Origin of the sequence: Anaeromyxobacter sp. SG17, from assembly GCF_022690695.1 — a bacterium.
Classification (GTDB): Bacteria; Myxococcota; Myxococcia; order Myxococcales; family Anaeromyxobacteraceae; genus Anaeromyxobacter; species Anaeromyxobacter soli.
Window position 1 is genome coordinate 1 of record NZ_JALCYX010000004.1, and the last position, 19,962, is coordinate 19,962.

Sequence of the window (19,962 nt, forward strand, 5' to 3'; positions counted from 1 at the left end):
GGGCGCCGCCAGCGACGCAGGGCGAGCTCCCGCCCGGCGACGCCGCCGCGGCGCGCGGCTGGTTCGAGGCGCAGGGGCTCGGCGCGGAGCGCGCGCCGGCCGGGCGGGAGGCGCTCGCGGTCTCGCCCCCGGCGTCGCTCTTCTCCCCGGGCGGCGGCGACGGCGAGGAGGCGCCCGCCGCGCGCGCGAAGCGGCGCGTGGACGGCATGCTCGCCGAGATGCGCGCGCGCGATCTCGCGCGCTACCCCGACGCGTCGTGGATGGACCTCCGGGACGCGCTCGCTGGCGGGTTCGCGCCGGACTTCGGCGTGCTGCGCGGAGGCGGGCAGGGGACTCGCGACCTCCTCGCGGACACCGCCGGCGCCTACCTCGGTGCCGCCGAGGCCTACGGCCGCTCGGGGCGGCCGTTCGAGAACGGACCCGACGCCCCCGGGCGCGTCGCGCCGGGGACGGACGCCACGGTGCACGCCGCGGCGGAGGGCGACCGGGAGCGCGAGTCCCTCGTCGCGGGGATCGACGCGCTCGCCGCGACGGGCGGCAAGGGGCTCGCGTGGTCGAAGGCGCTCGTCACGGTGGTCGCGGTGACCGAGGACGGCGACGGCGTCGTCACGGAAGCGAGGGTCGTCGCGTCGAGCGGGAACCCCGCCCACGACCGCCTCGCGCTCGCGCAGGCGCGGGGGCTCATCGGCCGCTCGCCCTCGCGCCGGCTCGCGGGCACGACGACGGAGTGGGCGTTCGTCACCGAGCTCTCGGTCATCCCGCCCGTCCCCGTCGCGGGCGTGGCCTTCGACGCGAACTTCAAGCCGAAGGGCTTCGTCTACCCCCTGAAGCGGAAGGCGAAGAGCCGGATCGAGCTCGTCGCGGTGCGCGAGGGCGGATAGCCGCCGGTTGACTCCGCGCCCCGGTCTTCCTTAGTTTCCGCCCGCGTGTCCGACCTCGTCTCGCTCTCCCGCAAGGCCCCCTCCGCGCCCGGCGATCGCCCGGCCGCCCCCCGCAAGGTGTACGTCCACACCTTCGGCTGCCAGATGAACGCGTCGGACTCCGACCGGATGGTCGAGCTCCTCGGCCGCCACGCGTTCGAGCGCGCCGACACCGCGGAAGACGCGGACCTCATCCTCCTCAACACCTGCGCGGTGCGCGAGAAGGCGGAGCAGAAGCTCCTGTCGGCCCTGGGGCGCTACCGCGAGGTGAAGGCGCGGCGCGGCGCGCTCATCGCGGTGTCCGGCTGCGTCGCGCAGCAGGAGAAGGACCGGCTCCTCGCGCGCGTGCCGTACGTGGACTTCGTCTTCGGCCCGGACAACATCGGCAAGCTCCCGGAGATGGTCGCCCGGGCGGAGCGCGAGCGGTTCGCCGAGACGGGCTGGATGGACTCGCACGACTACGTGTTCCCGCAGGCGGACCCCGAGGCCGCGCGCGGCCGGCCCACCGCGTTCGTCACCGCCATGAAGGGCTGCGACAACGTCTGCGCGTTCTGCATCGTGCCGCACACCCGCGGCCGCGAGGTGTCGCGCGCGTTCCCGGAGATCGTGGCCGAGTGCGCGGCGCTCGCCGAGGTGGGCGTGCGCGAGGTGACGCTCATCGGCCAGAACGTGAACTCCTACGCGGGCGGCTGCACCTTCGCGGAGCTGCTCCGCCGCGTGGCGGCCGTGACGGGGATCGCGCGGATCCGCTTCACCACGAGTCACCCGCACGACCTCTCCGACGCGCTCGTGGAGGTGTTCCGCGACGAGCCCAAGGTCATGCCCCACTTCCACCTGCCGGTGCAGGCGGGCTCGGATCCCGTCCTCGCCCGCATGCGCCGCGACTACACGGTCGCGGAGTACCTCGACCGCTTCGATCGTCTGCGCGCCGCCCGCCCCGGCATCGCCGTCACCACCGACTTCATCGTCGGCTTCCCCGGCGAGACCGACGCGGACTTCGAGGGCTCGCTCGCGCTCCTCGAGCGCGCGCGCTTCGAGCAGAGCTTCAGCTTCCTCTTCAGCCCGCGCCCGAAGACGGTCGCGGGCCTGCGCCTCGGCTCCGGGCCCGAGTGGCAGGAGGTCCCGCGCGCGGTGGCGGTCGAGCGGCTCGAGCGGCTCCAGGGCGCGCAGCGCCGCATCGCCGCGGAGGCGCTCGCGGCCGCGCTCGGGAAGGTGGTCGAGGTCCTCGTCGAGGGACCCTCCGACGAGCCGGGCGAGCGCCTCGGACGCACGCCCGAGAACACCGTCGTCCACCTCGCTGCCGACGAGCAGGCCGCGCCGACCGGCGCGCTCGTCCACGCGCGCATCACGCGCGCCGGCGGGAGCTCGCTCTCCGGTACGCTCGCGTGACCGCGCGCCCGCGCACGGCGCTGTTCGCCGCGGGGGCGGTCGCCTGGGCCGCGCTCATCTTCTGGGCGTCCTCCCAGTCGCACCCGTTCCCCGAGCTGCCGCAGGGCCTCTTCGAGCACGACAAGCTCCTGCACGCCTCCGCGTACGCGGTGCTCGGCGCGCTCGTGCGCGCGGCGCTCGGCGGGTGGCGGCTCCCGGCCTGGGTGCCGCTCGGGCTCGCCATCGCGCTGGGGACCGCGTACGGGGCGTCCGACGAGTGGCACCAGGCCTTCGTGCCGAACCGCTCGCCCGATCTCCTCGACCTCGCGGCCGATGCGCTCGGCGTCGCGGCAGGCGCGGCGGTGGCGGCGGTCATCTTGCGGCGTGTAGGTGCGCGGGCTAGCATCGACGGCTGATGCCGATCATCGCGCCGTACGCCGGGCGGGCGCCCCGCCTGCACGGATCCGTGTTCGTGGCGGAGAACGCGGTCGTGGTCGGGGACGTGGAGATCGGCGAGGGCTCGTCGATCTGGTTCGGCACGGTGGTCCGCGGCGACGTGAACCACGTGCGCATCGGCGCGCGCACCAACCTGCAGGACCTCACCGTCGTCCACGTCACCTCGGGGACGCACCCGACCGTCATCGGCGACGACGTGACCGTGGGTCACCGCGCGGTGCTGCACGGGTGCACCATCCGCGAGCGCTGCCTCGTCGGCATCGGCGCGATCGTCATGGACGGCGCGGTGGTGGGCCCCGACGCGATGGTCGGCGCGGGGGCGCTCGTCTCGCCCGGGACCATCGTGCCGCCGGGCACGCTCGTGCTGGGCTCGCCGGCGCGGCCGCGCCGCGAGCTCACGCCGGAGGAGCGCGCCTTCCTCCGGACCTCTGCGGAGCGGTACGCGGGGTACGCCGCGAGCTACCGCGGCGAGGGGGGTGGGGGATGACGGCGTTCGAGGCGCTCCGGCGCGCGGCGCTCTTCAAGGACTTCACCGAGACGGGCCTCAGGATCTTCGCCGGCATCGCGCTCGAGAAGGCGATCCCGGCGGGCACGCCGCTCTTCGTCGAGAACATGGTCGGCGAGTCGCTCTTCATCGTGAAGTCCGGCACCGTCCGCGTCACGCAGCGCACGCCCGAGGGCGAGAAGGAGCTCGCCGTGCTCGGCGCGGGCGAGCACCTCGGGGAGCTCGCGCTGCTCGGCCGGAGCGTCCGGCTCGTGTCCGCGGTCGCCGGGACCGCCTGCGAGGTGGTGGAGATCACGCAGCGCGACTTCGTGCGGCTGCAGCCCCAGAAGCCGCAGGCCTGCCTGAAGCTCGCGCTGGCCATCGGCGGCGATCTCGCCGAGAAGGTCGCGGAGAACCGCGACGCCCTCCGGGAGCTCGCCGCCCGTCGTATGAGCTAGGGACGCGCGGGCTGCCTCCCTGCCCGCCCTCCGGGCGAGCGGGCGGGAAGCGCCGGGGCGCGCGCATCGTTCTCGTCGGGGGTCCCGCGATATCGAGGCGCGCGCCGCGCGGCTAGCGCGTGACGCTCGGGCGGTTTCGGGGTAATTCGGGGAGAACGGAAGGCCGCATGCTCGAACGCCTGGTCGCCATCCTGGGAGGCCACTCCCTCCACGTCGGCTACGGCGTCGTCTTCGTCATGCTGGTCCTCTGCGGGTTCGGCCTGCCGATGCCCGAGGACGTGGTCCTCGTGACCGCCGGCGTCCTCGCCTGGCTCGCGTCCGATCTGAGCCACGCGACCTTCTCCGGGATGCTCCACGACGAGGGCCTCCTCACGATGATCGTGATGGGGCTCGGCGGCATCCTCGCCGGCGACTCGGTGATCTTCTTCGCGGGGCGGCGGTTCGGGGCGCGCATCGCCGACTTCCGCCCGCTCCGCCGGCTCATCACGCCGGAGAAGCTCCAGCTCGTGGAGCGGAAGGTGCGGACGCGCGGCAACGTGGTCGTGATGTTCGCGCGCTTCCTGCCCGGCCTGCGCGCGCCGACCTTCTTCACCGTCGGCCACGCCCGCATGCCGTACTGGGAGTTCCTGCTCTTCGACGGCGTCGCGGCGCTCGTCTCCGCGCCGCTGTGGGTCTGCGTCGGCTTCTGGTTCGGCTCCGACCTGCACGCCGCGACCCGCGTCGCCGGGAGATTCTCGAACTACATCCTGCTCGGCGTCCTCGTCGTGCTCCTCGCCCTCGTCTTCCGATGGGCGCAAGGACGTCGCTCCGCCCCGCCCGCCCTGGCGTCCGAGGCGGAGCGGGAGTAGCGGAACCGACCGGACTCGAGGCTCTAGCGCGCTTCCGGGCGCCGGCCGAAGATCCTCCGGAAGAGGCCGCCGAGCGCGCCGCCGGCGCTCGCCGCCGCGACGGCGGGATCCGCAGCGCCCGCGGCCAGGCTCCCGGGCGCCGGGAAGTTCCCGGTCTGCGCCCGCGCCGCGTCCGCCCCGCCGCCCTGCTCGAGCTTGCGCCGCGCCGCCTCCGCCCCCTCGCCCGCCGACATCACCGCCTGCACCTCGCGGCCGGTGTTGAGCTCGCGCGCGGTGACGGTGAGCAGGCACTCCGGCCCGAGCTCGAAGCTGACCGCGATCTTGACCATGCCGCGCGGGCCGGGCGGGAGCCCCTCGAGCCGGAGGGTCCCCAGGTACTCGCACTCCGACGCCGCGCGGCTCTCGCCCTGGAAGACGGCGAGCTCGAACTCGGTCTGCCCGTCGCGCGTCGTCGTGAGCCCGTACTGCTTGCGGGCGGGGAGGGGCGTGTTCCGCTCGATGATGGTCTTCACGCGGCCGCCGGGCAGGCCGATGCCGATCGACATCGGCAGCACGTCGATGAGGACCACCCCCTCGGCGCTGCCGAGCGAGTGGGCGAGGAGCGCCGCGCCGAGGGCGACGGCCTCGTCGGGGTGGACCGCGTGCGAGGGCGGGCGGCCGAAGAACGCCGCCACCTTCCGGTGCACGAGCGGCATCCGCGACTGCCCGCCGACGAGCAGCACCTCGTCGATGTCCTTCGTCCCGAGCCCCTTCGCGAGGAGCACCTCCCGGCACACGTCGAGGGTGCGGTCGACGAGCGGCTCGACCAGCGCGACGATCTCGTCGCGGGTGAGCACCGCCTCGAGCGCGACGGGCGCGCCGTCGCGCAGGGCGAGGAAGGGCAGGCTCACCGGGAACTCGGCGCGCTCGGAGAGCGCGCACTTGGCGCGCTCGGCGGCGTCGACGAGGCGGGAGAGCGCGACGCGGTCGTCCGGGAAGGGCGCACCCGTCCGCTCCTCCCAGATCGCGAGGAGCCGCTCGACGATCCGGTCGTCGAAGTCCACCCCTCCGAGGAAGGTGTCGCCGCCGGTCGAGACGACCTCGTAGACGTTGTCGGACAGCTCGAGCACGGAGGCGTCGAACGTCCCGCCGCCGAGGTCGTAGACGAGGACGCGCTGGTTCAGGTGACGGCCGTAGGCGTACGCGAGCGCGGCCGCGGTCGGCTCGTTCAGGATGCGCTCGACCTGGATCCCCGCGAGCGCCGCCGCGTGGCGGACCGCAGCGCGCTGCCGCTCGTTGTAGTACGCGGGCACGGTGACGACCGCGCGGTTCACCTCCTCGCGGAGGTGGTTCTGCGCGACGTCGCGGACCTCTCCCAGCACGAGCGCGGAGATCTGCTCGAGCGAGACGGTCTCGGGCCCGAGCCGCACCGCCGCGAGGCCCTCGTCGCCGGGCACGATCTCGTAGGGGTACTTCTCGCGGATCTCCTGCACGAGCGGCGTGTCCCAGGCCCGCCCGATGAGGCGCTTCGCGCCCGAGACGGTCGTCTTGGGGTTCGTGAGGAGCTGCGACCTCGCCAGGTGACCGACGACGACGCGCTGGCGCGCGTTGAGCCCGACGATCGAAGGCACGGTGGCGTGCCCCTCGCGCGAGGGGATCACGTACGGCCGCCCGTCCTTCACGACCGCCGCGCACGAGTTGGACGTCCCGAGGTCGATCCCGATGATCGCGCGCGAGGGGCGGGTGACCGGCCGCGGCGCGTCCGGGAGGCCGAGGTCGATGCGCGCCGGTCCGGCCTGGAGCTGCTCCACCCGGTGGCTCGCGGCGAGGTCCGCCTGGGCGGGCGAGGGCGCGGCGGGGAGGGGCGTGAGCACCGGCGGCGCGGACGGTGGGGGCGGCGTGGGGAGCGCCGTCGGGAGCGCCGCATCGGGCGCGCGCGTGGGGGCGGGGGTCCCGTCCGGCCGGGCGGCGATGGGCGCGGGGGCGATCACGCCGGGGGCGACGCCGCGGCGCTCCTTCAGCTCCACCATCCGCTCGACGAGCGCCCGCGAGGCGTCGTCGAGCCTCGTGAACTGCACGCCCATGCCCGGCGCGCGGCGCGGATGAGCCGCCGGATCCTCGGCCTGGATCCAGCGCACGACGCCCTCGCCCCGGATCGCCGCCTCGCCGCCGGAGAGCCGGAGCTCCAGGGCGAGCCGGGTGCCGACCGGCCTGGGCGCGCGCGTGCGGATGAACACGCCGCCGCGGGAGATGTTCACCGCGAAGCGCTCCACGAGCTCGTCGATGGTGCCGTAGGAGAGCCGGACGGCGAGGCCCACCGGCGTGCGGCCCCCGCCGCGCTTGTCGTGTGGCCCCTCCACCGCGGCGATTATCGTCTTCCGGCGGACGGGCGGGCAAGCGGGTGTTCACCCTGCGGCGCAGCGTCCGCGCGGCGTGTGTGGGCCCCCGCGCACCTCCCGAGGCGCTGGGGGCGAGGCGCGCGGGCGTCGAGCGCCGGCCCCTCGCGCCGGGGTGACCCGCGCCCGGCCCGCTCCCGCCGGATCCGTAGGGGAACCGGGCGTCTTGACCGGTCCGAGCGCGCTCGATTATACGTCCCCATGCTCAACCGCGACGACCTCCGCCTCGCGCTGACGTTCGACGACGTCCTGCTGCTCCCCGCGGAATCCGACGTCCTCCCGAAGTCGGTCGAGACGTCGACGCGCTTCACCCGCAACCTCCAGCTCAACATCCCGATCGTCTCGGCCGCCATGGACACGGTGACCGAGGCGCGGATGGCCATCGCGATGGCCTCCTCGGGCGGGCTCGGCTTCGTCCACAAGAACCTCACCGTCGAGCAGCAGGCGGCCGAGGTCCACAAGGTCAAGAAGTACGAGTCGGCGGTGGTCGGGGACCCGATCACGATCGAGCCCGAGGCGCCCATCCACCGCGCCGTCGCGCTCATGCGCGAGAACGGGATCAGCGGCATCCCCGTCGTCCAGAAGGGCCGGCTGGTCGGCATCCTCACGAACCGCGACCTCCGCTTCGAGAAGAACCTCGAGCAGCGCGTCGAGCAGGTGATGACGAAGGACCTCGTCACCGCCCGCGAGGGCGTGACGATCGAGGAGGCGAAGGAGCTCCTCCACCGGCACCGGATCGAGAAGCTCCTCGTCGTGAACGAGGCGTTCGAGCTGCGCGGCCTCGTCACCATCAAGGACATCGAGAAGATCCAGAAGCACCCGAACGCCGCCAAGGACAAGCTCGGCCGGCTCCTCTGCGGCGCGGCGGTGGGGGTGGGGGCCGATCGCGAGCAGCGGATCCAGGCCCTCCTCAAGGCGGGCGTGGACGTCATCGCCATCGACACCGCCCACGGCGCGCACCGGGACGTCCTCGAGGCGGTGCGGGCGACCAAGACGAACTTCAAGAACGTCGAGCTCGTCGCCGGCAACGTGGCGACCGCCGAGGCCGCCGAGGCGCTCTGCAAGGCGGGGGTGGACGCGGTGAAGGTCGGCGTGGGCCCCGGCTCCATCTGCACGACGCGCGTGGTCTCCGGCGTCGGCGTCCCCCAGATCACCGCGGTGGACGACTGCACCCGCGCCGCCGAGAAGTACGGCGTGCCGGTCATCTCCGACGGCGGCGTGAAGTTCTCGGGCGACCTCGTGAAGGCCATCGCGGCCGGCGCGTCGAGCGTGATGATCGGGTCCCTGCTCGCGGGCACCGAGGAGGCGCCCGGCGACGTGATCCTCTACCAGGGCCGCAGCTACAAGTCGTACCGGGGCATGGGCTCGCTCGGCGCGATGAAGCAGGGCTCCAAGGACCGCTACTTCCAGGCCGAGGTCTCGGACGCCGACAAGCTCGTGCCCGAGGGCATCGAGGGGCGGGTGCCGTACAAGGGCACCGTCGAGATGACGCTCTTCCAGCTCGTGGGCGGCCTGCGCAGCGGCATGGGCTACCTCGGCTGCAAGGCGATCGCGGAGCTGCGGGTGAAGCCGCGCTTCGTGCGGATCTCCACCTCCGGCCTGCGCGAGAGCCACGTGCACGACGTCATCATCGAGAAGGAAGCGCCGAACTACCGGGCGGACTGATTCCCTCCGCTCGTGGTGAGCCTGTCGGACCACGAGCCGGCGCAGCGCGGCTTTTGCCGCTCGCACCCGACAGGCGGCGAGGCGAGCGGTCTTTGACGTCGGAGCCGGAGGCCCGCGTTGGACATCCACGCAGAGAAGATCCTCATCCTCGACTTCGGGTCGCAGTACACGCAGCTCATCGCGCGCAGGCTGCGCGAGCTCGGCGTCTACTGCGAGATCCACCCGTGCACGATGAAGCCCGAGGCGATGCGCGCGTTCGCGCCCCGGGGCGTGGTCCTCTCCGGCGGGCCGATGTCGGTGCTCGCCGAGGGCAGCCCGCGCGCCGACCGGCTCGCCTTCGAGCTGGGCGTCCCCGTCCTCGGGATCTGCTACGGCCTCCAGCTCCTCGCCCATGAGCTGGGCGGGCGCGTGGACAAGGCCGCGCACCGCGAGTTCGGCCCGGCGACCATCGAGACGCGCGAGGGCGCGGAGCTGTTCGAGGGGCTGCCGCGCAAGCTCGACGTCTGGATGAGCCACGGCGACCGCGTCGAGGCGCTGCCGCCCGGGTTCGAGCCCATCGCCGCGACGTCCTCGGCGCCGTTCGCCGCCGTCGAGGACCGCCGCCGGCGCTTCTTCGGCGTGCAGTTCCACCCCGAGGTGGTCCACACGCCGCTCGGCAAGGACATCCTCCGCAACTTCGCCTACCGCGTGTGCGGCTGCTCCGGCAGCTGGTCGATGCGGGCCTACGTGGAGATCGCGGTCGAGCAGATCCGCGCCCAGGTGAAGGACGGCCACGTCCTCTGCGCGCTCTCGGGCGGCGTGGACTCCGCCGTCGCGGCGCTCCTCGTCCACCGCGCCATCGGCGACCGGCTCCGCTGCATCTTCGTGGACAACGGCGTGCTCCGCGCCGGCGAGCGCGCCCAGGTCGAGGAGGTCTTCGGGCGGATGTTCCACCTGCCGCTCGTGACCGTGGACGCCTCCAAGCGCTTCCTCGCGAAGCTCGCCGGCGTCACCGACCCCGAGCAAAAGCGCAAGATCATCGGCCGCGAGTTCATCGCGGTGTTCGAGGAGCAGGTGGAGGGCCTCGCCGCCGGCGGCGAGCGCGCCCAGTTCCTCGTCCAGGGCACGCTCTACCCCGACGTCATCGAGTCGGTCTCCTTCAAGGGACCGTCCGCCACCATCAAGAGCCACCACAACGTCGGCGGCCTCCCCGAGGTGATGAAGCTCGGGCTCGTCGAGCCCCTGCGCGAGCTCTTCAAGGACGAGGTGCGCCGGCTCGGGATCGAGCTCGGGCTGCCGCCGCACATCGTCCAGCGCCAGCCGTTCCCCGGCCCGGGGCTCGCCATCCGCGTGCTCGGCGAGGTCACCGAGGAGCGGCTCGCCGTGCTCCGCAGGGCGGACACCATCGTCCAGGAGGAGATCCGCGCGGCCGGCCTCTACGAGAAGCTCTGGCAGGGGTTCGCGGTGCTCCTCCCGGTGCGCAGCGTCGGCGTCATGGGCGACGAGCGCACCTACGAGGCCACCTGCGCCATCCGCGCCATCGAGTCGACGGACGGCATGACCGGCGACTGGGCGCGCCTGCCCTACGACCTCCTCGGGCGCATGTCCTCGCGCATCATCAACGAGGTCCGCGGCATCAACCGCGTCGTGTACGACATCTCCTCGAAGCCGCCCGCCACGATCGAGTGGGAGTAGCGCGCGCCGGGAAGCGCCCCGGCACCGCCGGGGCCTCGCCTCGCAGAGGAGGCGCGGCGCGCCCACCCGGTCGCCGGTGTAGGCGCGAGGTTGCTCGCTTCCTTAGTTTGCCGGCTGGCGGCAGAGGGCTATCATCCCGCCGGATCGGAGGCTTCCAAGATGGCGCGATCGTCCGCGGTCCGCGCGCTCGCCCCGCTGGCAATGCTCGCGGCGGCCGGGTGTCAGGACTACAACTTCAACCCCGTCGGCCACTGCCTGGTGCAGCCCGGCAACGAGCGCGTCACGCTCTCGGATCTCTCGTCGGCGGACATCCTGTTCGTCGTGGACGACTCCGGGTCGATGGCAGCCGAGCAGGCGAAGCTCGCCCAGAACTTCACCCGGTTCGTCTCCAGGATCGATCAGTTCAACGCGGAGCGCGCGGCGGCCGGGCGCTTGCCGATCGACTTCCACATCGCGGTCACCACGACGTCGGTGTTCTGGAACCCGGAGTACGGGAGCTCCTTCGCGTACACGTGCCAGGCGGGGACCTGCGTGAACTCGTCGGGCACCCCGTTGCTCGGGGACGACGGGCAGGTGGTGAAGTGCACCCGCGAGACGAGCGTGCTCGCCGACCAGCTCGGCGCCAACGGCGCCGCGGGCTGCGGGCAGCTCACGCACACCTACGACTTCTCCTTCTGCACGAGCCAGCAGAGCCCGGTCGGAGTCGCGGTGGAGGGCGCCCGCTACCCGCAGGGCGACTTCGTGGGCTGGCACGGCAACCCGCGCGTCCTGCACTTCGACAAGGAGCTCTACGGCGCGGGAGCGAAGAACCGCCAGGGCTTCACGCGGCAGCAGCTCATCGACTGGTTCGTCGGCGGCACGAGCGTCGGCGGAAACGTGATCGTCGGCACCTGCGGCTCCGGCCAGGAGCAAGCGCTCCAGGCGGCGCGGCTCGCGCTGCAGAAGGCGCTCGGGGGACAGCAGAAGGACGCGTACACGATGTCGGGCGCCCCGGCGTGGGACGGGACGAACGCGACGGCGCCGGCGGAGTGGCCGCGCAAGGACTCGAAGCTCGTGCTCGTGTTCGTCGGCGACGAGGACGACTGCTCTTCCCCCAACGACGCCAGCGCGGGCATCGTCATGCGCGCGGATCCGACCGGCGCCGACGCCTGCGTGCGCGACTACGAGTCGACGGACCCGACCAAGAAGAAGGAGTTCGGGGTCGGCGAGATCGTGGACTACTTCGCGAGCCTCGGCCGCCCGCTCGGCGCGGCGTTCATCCTGCCGGCGGCGCAGACCTCCTGCTCGGGGGACTCGTGCACCGCGGGGCTCTGCTGCCAGACCGACTGCGCCTGCGGCTCTGCGAACTGCGGCGCCCAGGCTCCCGGCAACCGGCTCCTCGACGCCGCCCACGCGCTGCGCGGCAAGGGCGCGGACGTCATCACGGGCTCGGTGTGCGACCCGGACTTCGGCACGCTCCTCGAGTCGGTCGCCGACATCCTGAAGCCGCCCGCAGGCCTGGAGCTGAATACCGAGCCCGCCGAGGGCCAGATCGCGCTGCTCCGGATCGCCAAGGCGAACGGCCAGCCGAGGAAGACCTGCAACGGGCCCGCGCCTGCCGGCACGGCGTTCGCCGCGGCGCAGGACCAGAACCTCTGCAAGGACGCGACCGGCGCCGCGGTGCGGTGCGACTGGTGGTTCACCGCCACCAAGGACGCCGGCGACGCGGTCGCGGTCTCGACGTTCATCTACATCAACCATGCGACGAACAACTGCGAGGCCGATCCGGGCGAGACCTACTCCGCCGACTACATCGCCCTGAACCCGCGGAGCGGCTGCACGACCCGCACCGAATGCCAACAGGCGCTCGGCGGTCGGGTCGAGGACTGGGGCTGCTACACGCCGCCCGGGACCGGCCGCGGCACCTGCGTGTGCTGCGCGCCTGGCTCGACGGCGCTGGAGTGCCAGCCGTGAGCCGGGCGGCCCGCGCCGGCTCGCTCCTCGCGGTGGGCGCGCTCGCGCTCGCCGCCTGCGAGCAGGTGCCCTCGCAGGCGGTCACCCGCTGCGAGTCGACGCAGGTCGTTCCGGCGGCGGTGAAGACGGACATCCTCTTCGTCATCGACGACTCGATCTCGATGGACGAGGAGCAGACGAACCTGCGCGACAACCTGAACGCGTTCATCACCGCGCTCGTCGCCGCGCCCGTGGCGAACGAGTTCCAGATCGGGATCACCTCCACGTCGGTCGAGGACTACGGCGCCACCGCCACCAGCGGCCAGGCGTACACGAGCGGCCCGGCCACGGGGAAGCCGTTCCCGGACGGCGCGCTCATCGCCATCCAGCAGAGCTCCCCCGGGGTGGCGGTGCCGGGCGACATCCTCTGGAAGTCCGGCACGGGCTTCGAGGGGACGCGCATCCTCACCGCCTCCTCGCCCTCGCTCGTCGACGACTTCAAGGCGAACGTGCGGGTCGGCACCTACGGCACGTTCAAGGAGCAGCCGTTCCGCGCGGCGCGCCTGGCGCTCTCCGATCGCATCGCGGACGGCACGAACGCCGGGTTCCTGCGGAGCGGGGCGCGGCTCGCGGTCGTCTTCGTCTCCGACGAGGACGACTGCTCCGACACGGCCGCGCCCTTCGCCGTCGACGACGTCGACTGCCACAACCCGGGCTTCAAGGCCTCGAGCCTCGACTCGATCGGCGACGTCGTGACCTTCCTCCGCGACCCGATCGACGGAGAGCGCCGGGAGGTCGTGGTCGCATCCATCGTCGGCGTGGACCCGGCGAGCGGTGAGCCGTCGTGCGCCACCTGCGCGAACGACGTGTGCGGGACCGCGCTCGACGGCGGGCTCCGCTTCACGGAGCTCGCGAGCGCGCTCGGGAGCGTGCGGACCCGGACCGGCTCCATCTGCGACGCGAGCTTCAAGAGCATCCTCGAGGACATCGCCGGCCTGCTCGTCGCCCAGTCGGTGCCGCTCCAGGGGACCCCCGCGGACTGGCGCATGCTCGCGGTCGGAGTGGATCGCGCGGGGCTCGAGACCATCCCTTGCACGGTCGCGCTCGACGGTACGGCCGAGGCGGCCACTGCCGGCGCGGTCTACACGCCCCCCCTCTCGGGGCGCCCCGCGACCGTCACGTTCCAGAACGCGTGCCGGCTCCAGCAGGGCGATCGCGTGCAGCTCCAGCTGATCTGCGCCGGCTGACCGGGTCATCCGCACCCGCCGGGTGACGGATCGTGAAGACCTCCGTCCGGAGCCTGCGCGGCCGGGCGCGGGTGTGCAACAACTCGTTCATGGTCCCCGCCCTCGCGCTCGTTCTCGCGACCGCGCTCTCCTCGGCCGCCCCGGCAGGACCGGCGGCCGCTGCGTCGAGTCAGACGCTCGCGTCGCTCGTCGCGCGCGCCGACGCCGCGTACGTCCGCCGCGCGGATCCCGCCGAGCTCGCGGCCGTGGGCGCCGCGCTCGACGAGGCGGAGCGCCTCGGGCCCGAGGACTACGAGGTGCTCTGGCGGCGGGCGCGCCTCGAGGTCTGGCTCGCGGACGATCCCTCGCTGCCGAAGGACGAGCAGACGCGGCTCGGCAAGCGCGCCTGGGACTACGGCGAGCGGGCGATCCGGGCGAACCCGGCGCGCGTCGAGGGATGGAACTACGCGGCCGCGGGCATGGGGCAGTACGCGCTGGGGCTCGGCATCCTGCGCGCGCTGCGCGAGGGCCTGGAGGGGAAGTTCAAGGACCGGCTCTCGCACGCCGAGAAGATCGACCCCGGGTTCGGGGGAGGCGCCATCCAGACCGCCTGGGGCCGCTTCTGGTACGAGCTGCCCTGGCCCAAGTACGACGCGCGAAAGTCCGAGCGGGCGCTCAAGGACGCGCTCGGGCGCAACCCGGACAACGTCCGCGCGCGCGTCTACCTCGCGGACACCTACCGCAAGCAGGGGCGGAAGCGCGAGGCGCGCGAGCAGCTCGAGAAGGCTGCCGCGGACGCGCCCGGACGCTATGACGAAGCCGAGGAGCGGCGCTGGCAGGGGATCGCCCGCCGCAAGCTCGCCGAGTGAGGAGAACGCGATGATCGCCGAGGCCGAGCTGAAGACGGGGTCGCCCGCCGCGCGCAACCTGGTCGCGCTGTTCGAGGCGCAGGCGAAGGCGCGCGCCGATCGCACCGCCGTGAAGATGAAGCGCGAGGGGCGCTGGCAGGAGGTCTCCTGGGCGGACCTCGCCCGCCGGGCACGCGACGTCGCCGACGGCCTCGCCGCCATCGGGCTCCACCCCGGAGACCGGGTGGCGATCATCGGCGAGACCAACATCGAGTGGATCCTCGCCGATCTGGGCATCCTCGGCGCCGCGGGGATCACGGTCACGATCTACCAGTCGAACAAGGCCGCCGAGTGCCAGTACATCCTGGCCGACTCCGGGGCGCGCTTCGTCTTCTGCGACACCGACGTGCAGGTCGCGAAGATCCGCGACGTGCGGGGCAAGCTGCCCGCCCTCGAGGGCATCATCCGCGCGACCGGGATCGCGGCGGATCCGTTCGAGCGCACGCTCGCGGACCTGGAGCGCTCGGGCGCGGAGTGGCGGCGCGCGAACCCCGACGCGCACGCCGCCCGCCTCGCGGTGGTCGGCCCGGACGCGCCGGCGAGCTTCATCTACACCTCCGGCACGACCGGCAACCCGAAGGGCGTCGTCCTCACCCACGGCAACTGGGTCTACGAGGGGTATGCGATCGAGCAGATCCGGCTCATCGGCCCGGACGACCTCGTCCTCATGTTCCTGCCGATGGCGCACTCGTTCGCGAAGGTCATCGAGGCCGTCTGGTTCGCCACGGGCGCGACCTGCGCGTTCGTGGAGTCGCTCGAGAAGATCCTCGACAACGCCTCGGAGGTGCGGCCGACGGTGATGCCCTCCGTGCCGCGCATCTTCGAGAAGGCCTACAACACGGTCATCTCGAAGGGCCTCGCGACGCCGGGCCTCAAGGGCAAGCTCTTCCAGCTCGCCATGGAGAGCTTCGAGCAGTACGCGACCGCGGCCGAGCAGGGGAAGAGCTACTCGTCCTTCGGCTTCCTCGTGGGCAAGAAGCTGGTGTTCCCGAAGCTCACGCACGCGCTCAACGAGAAGTTCGGCGGGCGCATGCGCCTCTTCGTGTCCGGCGGCGCGCCGCTCTCCCCGAAGATCGCCCACTTCTTCGGCGTGCTCGGCTTCACCATCCTCGAGGGCTACGGCCTCACCGAGTCGTCCGCCGGCACGTTCGTGAACCGCCCGGGCGAGAACCGGATCGGCACGGTCGGGCCGCCGGTGCCCGGGACCGAGGTGCGGATCGCGGACGACGGCGAGATCCTCGTGAAGGGCGCCGGCGTGATGAAGGGGTACTACAACGCCCCGGCGGCGACCGCGGAGGTGCTGCGGGATGGCTGGCTGTACACGGGGGACATCGGCTACCTCGACGAGGCGGGCCACCTCCGGATCACCGACCGCAAGAAGGACATCATCGTCACGGCGGGCGGGAAGAACGTCGCGCCGCAGAACCTCGAGAACGAGCTCAAGACGGAGCCGCTCGTCTCGCAGGTGATGGTGCACGGCGACAAGCGGAAGTTCCTCTCGGCGCTCGTCGCGCTCAACGAGGAGAACGCCCGCAAGTGGGCGACCGACGCCGGCGTCCCGGCGGGCGCCGCGCTCCACGAGGACCCGCGCGTGCGCGCCCAGATCCAGAAGGCGATCGACGCGCTCAACGCCAAGCAGGCGAGCTACTCCACCATCAAGAAGTTCGCGATCGTGCCGCGGGACTTCACGCAGGAGTCGGGGGAGCTGACGCCCACGCTCAAGGTCAAGCGCAAGGTCGTCACGCAGAACTACAAGGACCTCCTCGACTCGTTCTACTTGGAGTAGCCGGGGCTCCCCCCCACGGGCGCTCGCGCCCGGGGGGAGCATTGCTCTACTGTCGCCGGCACCAGGTCAGCGGGGGCCGAGCCAACCCATGGGGGGCCAGGTGGACCAGAGCGGCCTTCGAGTCCTCCTCGTCGAGGACGACGACGACAACCGGGAGCTGATGGCCGAGGTCCTCGAGGCGTCGGGCTACGTGGTGCTTCCGGCCGCGAGCGGTCAGGAAGGGCTGAAGACGCTCTCCGAGCACTCGATCGACGTCGTCGTCACCGACGTCGGCATGCCCGGGATGGGCGGGCTCGAGATGGCGAAGGCCGCGAAGTCCATCGCCCCCACGGTCCCGGTGGTGATCGTCACGGGCTGGGCGGAGCGCGACGACATCGCGAGAGCGCGCGGGCGGGAGGTCGACGCGGTGCTCATCAAGCCCGTCGATCCCGACGCGCTCACCTCCGCCGTGGCCGACGTGCTCCGCGCCCGCCCTCGCCCGTAGCGCTGCAGCCCTCGCTTGACAGCCCTTCCGCGGGCCAATACGTATCATCGACGCCGCGCCGATTTCCGAATCGGTGCGCGCCGAGGAGGCCCCGCCCGATGGCCGAGCAAGTGACGAGCGTGAAGGACGTGTTCGAGCGCCACATCCCGGGTCGCTTCCAGGCGAAGCCGGACGTGGTGCAGAAGATCAGCGCCGTGTACCAGTTCAACATCTCGGGCCCGGGCGGTGGCGTCTGGACGGTGGACTGCACGGCGCCGGGCGGCCGGGTCGCCGAGGGGCACGCACCGAACGCGAAGTGCACGGTGGCCGCCACCGACGCCGACTTCCTGAACATCGTGAACGGCAAGCTCAACGCGCAGATGGCCTTCATGTCCGGCAAGCTCAAGATCCAGGGCGACATGGGCCTCGCGATGAAGCTCCAGCAGATCCTGTAGCGGTGCCGCCGCTCGAGGGACTCCGCGTTCTCGATCTGTCCCGGCTGCTCCCGGGGCCGTTCGCGACGCTCGTCCTCGCGGATCTCGGCGCCGACGTGGTGAAGATCGAGGCCCCGCCGGACGGCGACGCCCTCCGCTCGCTCCCGCCGCTCGCCGGCGAGGCCTCCGGCGCGTTCCACGCGCTCAACCGCAACAAGCGTTCGCTCGCCCTCGACCTGCGCCGCCCCGAGGGCGTGGCCGCGTTCCTGCGGCTCGCGGCCCGCGCCGACGTGGTGGTCGAGTCCTACCGCCCCGGCGTCCTCGACCGCATGGGCCTCGGCTACGCCGCGCTCCGCGCCGCGAGCCCGCGCCTCGTGCTGTGCTCGATCACCGGCTACGGCCAGGACGGCCCGTACGCCGGGCGGGCCGGGCACGACGTGGACTACTGCGCCCTCGCGGGCGTGCTCGGGCTGAACGGCGAGCCGGAGCGGCCCGTCCTGCCGGGTGTGCAGATCGCCGATCTCGCCGGCGGGGCCTGGCCCGCGGTGGCGGGCATCCTCGCGGCGCTCGTCCGGCGCGCGGCGTCCGGGGAGGGCGCTCACGTGGACGTGTCGATGGCGGAGGGCGCGCTCGCCCTCATGACGCTCCCGCTCGCCCTGGCCTGGGCGCGCGGCGCGCCGACCGTCCGGGGGCGGGAGCTGCTCTCCGGCGGCGCGGCCACGTACGGCGTGTACCGCACGAAGGACGGGCACTTCGTGGCGCTCGGCGCGCTCGAGCCGAAGTTCTTCGCGGCGTTCTGCGAGGCGGTCGGGCGGCCGGAGCTCGGGCCGCGCCAGCTCGAGGGCGGCGGCGCGGGCCCGCGCGCCGAGCTGGAGGCGATCTTCGCGGCGCGGACGCGCGACGAGTGGGCGGCCTTCGCGGCGGCGCACGACGTGTGCGTCGCGCCGGTGCTGGAGGGCGACGAGCCCTGCTCCGATCCGCACCTCGCCGCGCGCGGCGCGTTCGTCGAGGTGCCGACGCCGTGGGAGGGCAGGGCGATCCGCGGCGTCGCGACGCCGGTGCGGCTCCGCGGTGAGGAGGCGCCCCGGAGGCCGGCGCCGCGGATGGGCGAGCACGGCGAGGCGGTGCTGCGCGAGGCCGGCTTCTCCGAGGAGGAGCTCGCGTCGTTGCGGGCGGCCGGCGCGCTCGGTCCGTGACGACACTGCCCGCGGCCCGTCCGGGCGTCCGGGCGATTGGCTTGACAGCACCCCGGTCGCCCGAACATCCTCTCCCGCCGATGCGCGCGCTCATCGCCGCGGCCCTCGCGGCCTACCTGGCGCTCACGGCGATCGCGCCGCACGTCCACCTCGAGGACCCCGGGAGCGGCGGGCACCCGTGCGCGGTGTGCGTCTCGCGCATCGGCGACGTCGCGACCCGCGCCACCCCCGAGCTCAGGCCCTCGCCGCTGGTCACGGGCGAGGTGATCCTCCCGCCCGGGCTCCCGCCTCTGGCCGGCGCTCCGCTCGGCGCAGTCCCCGGTCAGTCCCCTCCCGTCCCCGCGTAGCCGGTTGCCTTTCGCGAACCGCGGCCGCCCCATTCACCAGGGGTGCGTCGCGCAGCCGTGACGACGGGCCAGGGGCGCCTCGCGCGCCCGGGAGCAGGACGACATGAGAACGACGATCGCGGCGAGCGTGCTCGCCGCAGTCCTCGCGCTGCCGCAGCAAGGCGGCGCGCAGGAGACGCCGGCAGCTTCGACCGGCGCGGCGAGCGGTGAGGCGAGTCCGCCGGCGCGCGCGCCGCAGGGGCCTCCCGGAGCACCCGCCGGGCAGTCCGAGGCGGAGAAGAAGAAGCTCGAGGAGGACATCACGCGCGAGCTGGGCGGTGCGCCCGCTTCGAGCGGGCAGCCGGCGGCCGGCGGCGGGGAGACCCCGGGCCAGGGCGGGGCGGCCGCCCCGGGTACGGCGGGCGCCGCGCCCTCCGACGCGGCCCGCTACGCGCGCGTGCTGCTCCTGCCCGACGTGAGCGCCATCGGCAGCGGCGCCGCGACCTTCGGGACCTACGACATCGGGAAGCTCTCCCCGCGCTCGGGGCCCTTCGGCCCGGCGGACAAGCCGGGCTTCCAGTTCCAGGAGCTCGAGCTCGGGCTCCAGGCCGTCGTGGATCCCTACGCGCGCGCCGACGCGTTCGTCTCGTTCACGCCGGAGGGCGCCGACGTGGAGGAGGCGTACCTGACGACGCTCTCGCTCCCCGCCGGCCTGCAGCTCCGCGCGGGAAAGCTCTTCAGCCCCTTCGGTCGCCAGAACCAGCAGCACCCGCACGTCTGGGAGTTCGTGGACGCGCCGCTCGCGCGCTCGCGGCTCCTCGCCGACGAGGTGCTCTCGGGCCCGGGCGTGGACGCGAGCTGGCTCGCGCCCCTGCCCTGGTTCGCGACGCTCCACCTCGCTGCCCAGAGCACGGCGCCCGGGGCCGGGGAGGCCGAGGCGCTCACCGGCATCGCGCGCGTCGAGCAGTTCTTCCCGCTCGCGGCGACGGCGACGCTCGGCGTCGGGCTCTCCGCGGCGCGCCGGGACGAGCCGGGCGGCGGAGCGTTCCGCGACCTCGGCGGCGTGGATCTGTACCTGCGCTTCCGCCCGCTCGAGAGCCGGTCCTACCTCGCGGTCTCCGGCGAGCTGTACGCGCGCCGCTTTCGCGGCGTCCCGGACGCGCCGCGCGGCACGGACACCGGCGGCTGGGCGCAGGCGTTCTGGCGGCAGGGGAGCTACTTCGGCTACGGCGCGCGCTACGAGTGGGCGCCGTCGGCAGGGGAGGCGGAGCCCGGGACCGAGCAGCGCGTGGCCGCGCTCGCCGCCTGGCTCCCCTCGGAGTTCCAGCGGCTCCGGCTGCAGGTCGCGTACGACCGGCGGCCGGGCGGACAGGACGGCCTCGAGACGCTCGTCCAGCTCGAGTTCGGCATCGGCGCGCACGGCGCGCACCCGTTCTAGGAGAT

18 protein-coding genes are annotated in these 19,962 nt (G+C 73.4%); 17 read left to right on the forward strand and 1 reads right to left on the reverse strand.

Going from position 1 to position 19,962, the window contains the following annotated elements; translation table 11 throughout:
- The 6 genes from MNY60_RS02800 to MNY60_RS02825 form a co-directional block, all read left to right on the forward strand.
- A partial coding sequence (locus tag MNY60_RS02800; RefSeq protein ID WP_242360008.1) for a TonB C-terminal domain-containing protein occupies positions 1-881 on the forward strand: 881 nt, incomplete at its 5' end.
- A 45-nt stretch (positions 882-926) separates the two neighbouring features.
- On the forward strand, positions 927-2,309 hold the full coding sequence (gene miaB, locus MNY60_RS02805) for a tRNA (N6-isopentenyl adenosine(37)-C2)-methylthiotransferase MiaB (protein ID WP_242360009.1): 1,383 nt from the start codon (positions 927-929) through the stop codon (positions 2,307-2,309).
- The gene (locus MNY60_RS02810; RefSeq protein WP_242333905.1) at positions 2,306-2,704 is read left to right on the forward strand and encodes a VanZ family protein; all 399 of its coding nucleotides are present in this window, start codon (positions 2,306-2,308) and stop codon (positions 2,702-2,704) included. The genes miaB and MNY60_RS02810 overlap by 4 nt, the downstream gene beginning before the upstream one ends.
- Positions 2,704-3,231: a gamma carbonic anhydrase family protein gene (locus MNY60_RS02815; RefSeq protein ID WP_242360010.1), complete on the forward strand. Its 528-nt coding sequence runs from the start codon at positions 2,704-2,706 to the stop codon at positions 3,229-3,231. The genes MNY60_RS02810 and MNY60_RS02815 overlap by 1 nt, the downstream gene beginning before the upstream one ends.
- Positions 3,228-3,686, forward strand: a complete 459-nt coding sequence (locus MNY60_RS02820; RefSeq protein ID WP_242333899.1) for a cyclic nucleotide-binding domain-containing protein — start codon at positions 3,228-3,230, stop codon at positions 3,684-3,686. Before MNY60_RS02815 ends, MNY60_RS02820 begins: the two co-directional genes overlap by 4 nt.
- 167 nt (positions 3,687-3,853) lie before the next feature.
- Complete coding sequence (locus MNY60_RS02825; RefSeq protein WP_242333897.1) at positions 3,854-4,534, forward strand: DedA family protein; 681 nt, start codon at positions 3,854-3,856, stop codon at positions 4,532-4,534.
- Between the two features lie 23 nt (positions 4,535-4,557).
- Here the strand turns inward: MNY60_RS02825 and MNY60_RS02830 are convergent, their stop codons facing one another.
- Complete coding sequence (locus MNY60_RS02830; RefSeq protein WP_242333894.1) at positions 4,558-6,873, reverse strand: TIGR02266 family protein; 2,316 nt, start codon at positions 6,871-6,873, stop codon at positions 4,558-4,560.
- Positions 6,874-7,110: 237 nt separating this feature from the next.
- Between MNY60_RS02830 and guaB the strand changes: the two genes are divergently transcribed.
- From guaB to MNY60_RS02885, 11 genes are all read left to right on the forward strand, one after another.
- Positions 7,111-8,574: an IMP dehydrogenase gene (gene guaB / locus MNY60_RS02835; RefSeq protein WP_242333890.1), complete on the forward strand. Its 1,464-nt coding sequence runs from the start codon at positions 7,111-7,113 to the stop codon at positions 8,572-8,574.
- A gap of 117 nt (positions 8,575-8,691) precedes the next feature.
- A complete protein-coding gene (gene guaA / locus MNY60_RS02840) occupies positions 8,692-10,248 on the forward strand; it encodes a glutamine-hydrolyzing GMP synthase (protein ID WP_242360011.1) in 1,557 nt (518 codons plus the stop codon).
- A gap of 159 nt (positions 10,249-10,407) precedes the next feature.
- Positions 10,408-12,201 carry a hypothetical protein gene (locus MNY60_RS02845; protein ID WP_242333884.1) on the forward strand — a complete coding sequence of 598 codons (1,794 nt, stop codon included), beginning with the start codon at positions 10,408-10,410 and terminating at the stop codon, positions 12,199-12,201.
- Positions 12,198-13,427, forward strand: a complete 1,230-nt coding sequence (locus MNY60_RS02850) for a hypothetical protein (protein WP_242360012.1) — start codon at positions 12,198-12,200, stop codon at positions 13,425-13,427. The genes MNY60_RS02845 and MNY60_RS02850 overlap by 4 nt, the downstream gene beginning before the upstream one ends.
- Positions 13,428-13,459: 32 nt before the next feature.
- Positions 13,460-14,275, forward strand: coding sequence for a tetratricopeptide repeat protein (locus MNY60_RS02855; RefSeq protein WP_242333878.1), 816 nt, complete (start codon positions 13,460-13,462; stop codon positions 14,273-14,275).
- A 10-nt stretch (positions 14,276-14,285) separates the two neighbouring features.
- Positions 14,286-16,100, forward strand: a complete 1,815-nt coding sequence (locus MNY60_RS02860; RefSeq protein WP_242333875.1) for a long-chain fatty acid--CoA ligase — start codon at positions 14,286-14,288, stop codon at positions 16,098-16,100.
- A gap of 88 nt (positions 16,101-16,188) precedes the next feature.
- Positions 16,189-16,584: a response regulator gene (locus MNY60_RS02865; protein ID WP_242333872.1), complete on the forward strand. Its 396-nt coding sequence runs from the start codon at positions 16,189-16,191 to the stop codon at positions 16,582-16,584.
- A gap of 98 nt (positions 16,585-16,682) precedes the next feature.
- A complete protein-coding gene (locus MNY60_RS02870; RefSeq protein ID WP_242333870.1) occupies positions 16,683-17,018 on the forward strand; it encodes an SCP2 sterol-binding domain-containing protein in 336 nt (111 codons plus the stop codon).
- Positions 17,019-17,020: 2 nt separating this feature from the next.
- Positions 17,021-18,193 (forward strand): CaiB/BaiF CoA-transferase family protein, encoded by a 1,173-nt coding sequence (locus MNY60_RS02875; RefSeq protein WP_242360013.1) that lies wholly within the window; start codon positions 17,021-17,023, stop codon positions 18,191-18,193.
- Between the two features lie 80 nt (positions 18,194-18,273).
- A complete protein-coding gene (locus tag MNY60_RS02880) occupies positions 18,274-18,540 on the forward strand; it encodes a hypothetical protein (RefSeq protein WP_242333864.1) in 267 nt (88 codons plus the stop codon).
- A 103-nt stretch (positions 18,541-18,643) separates the two neighbouring features.
- Positions 18,644-19,957 (forward strand): hypothetical protein, encoded by a 1,314-nt coding sequence (locus MNY60_RS02885; protein WP_242360014.1) that lies wholly within the window; start codon positions 18,644-18,646, stop codon positions 19,955-19,957.
- Positions 19,958-19,962: the final 5 nt, after the last annotated feature.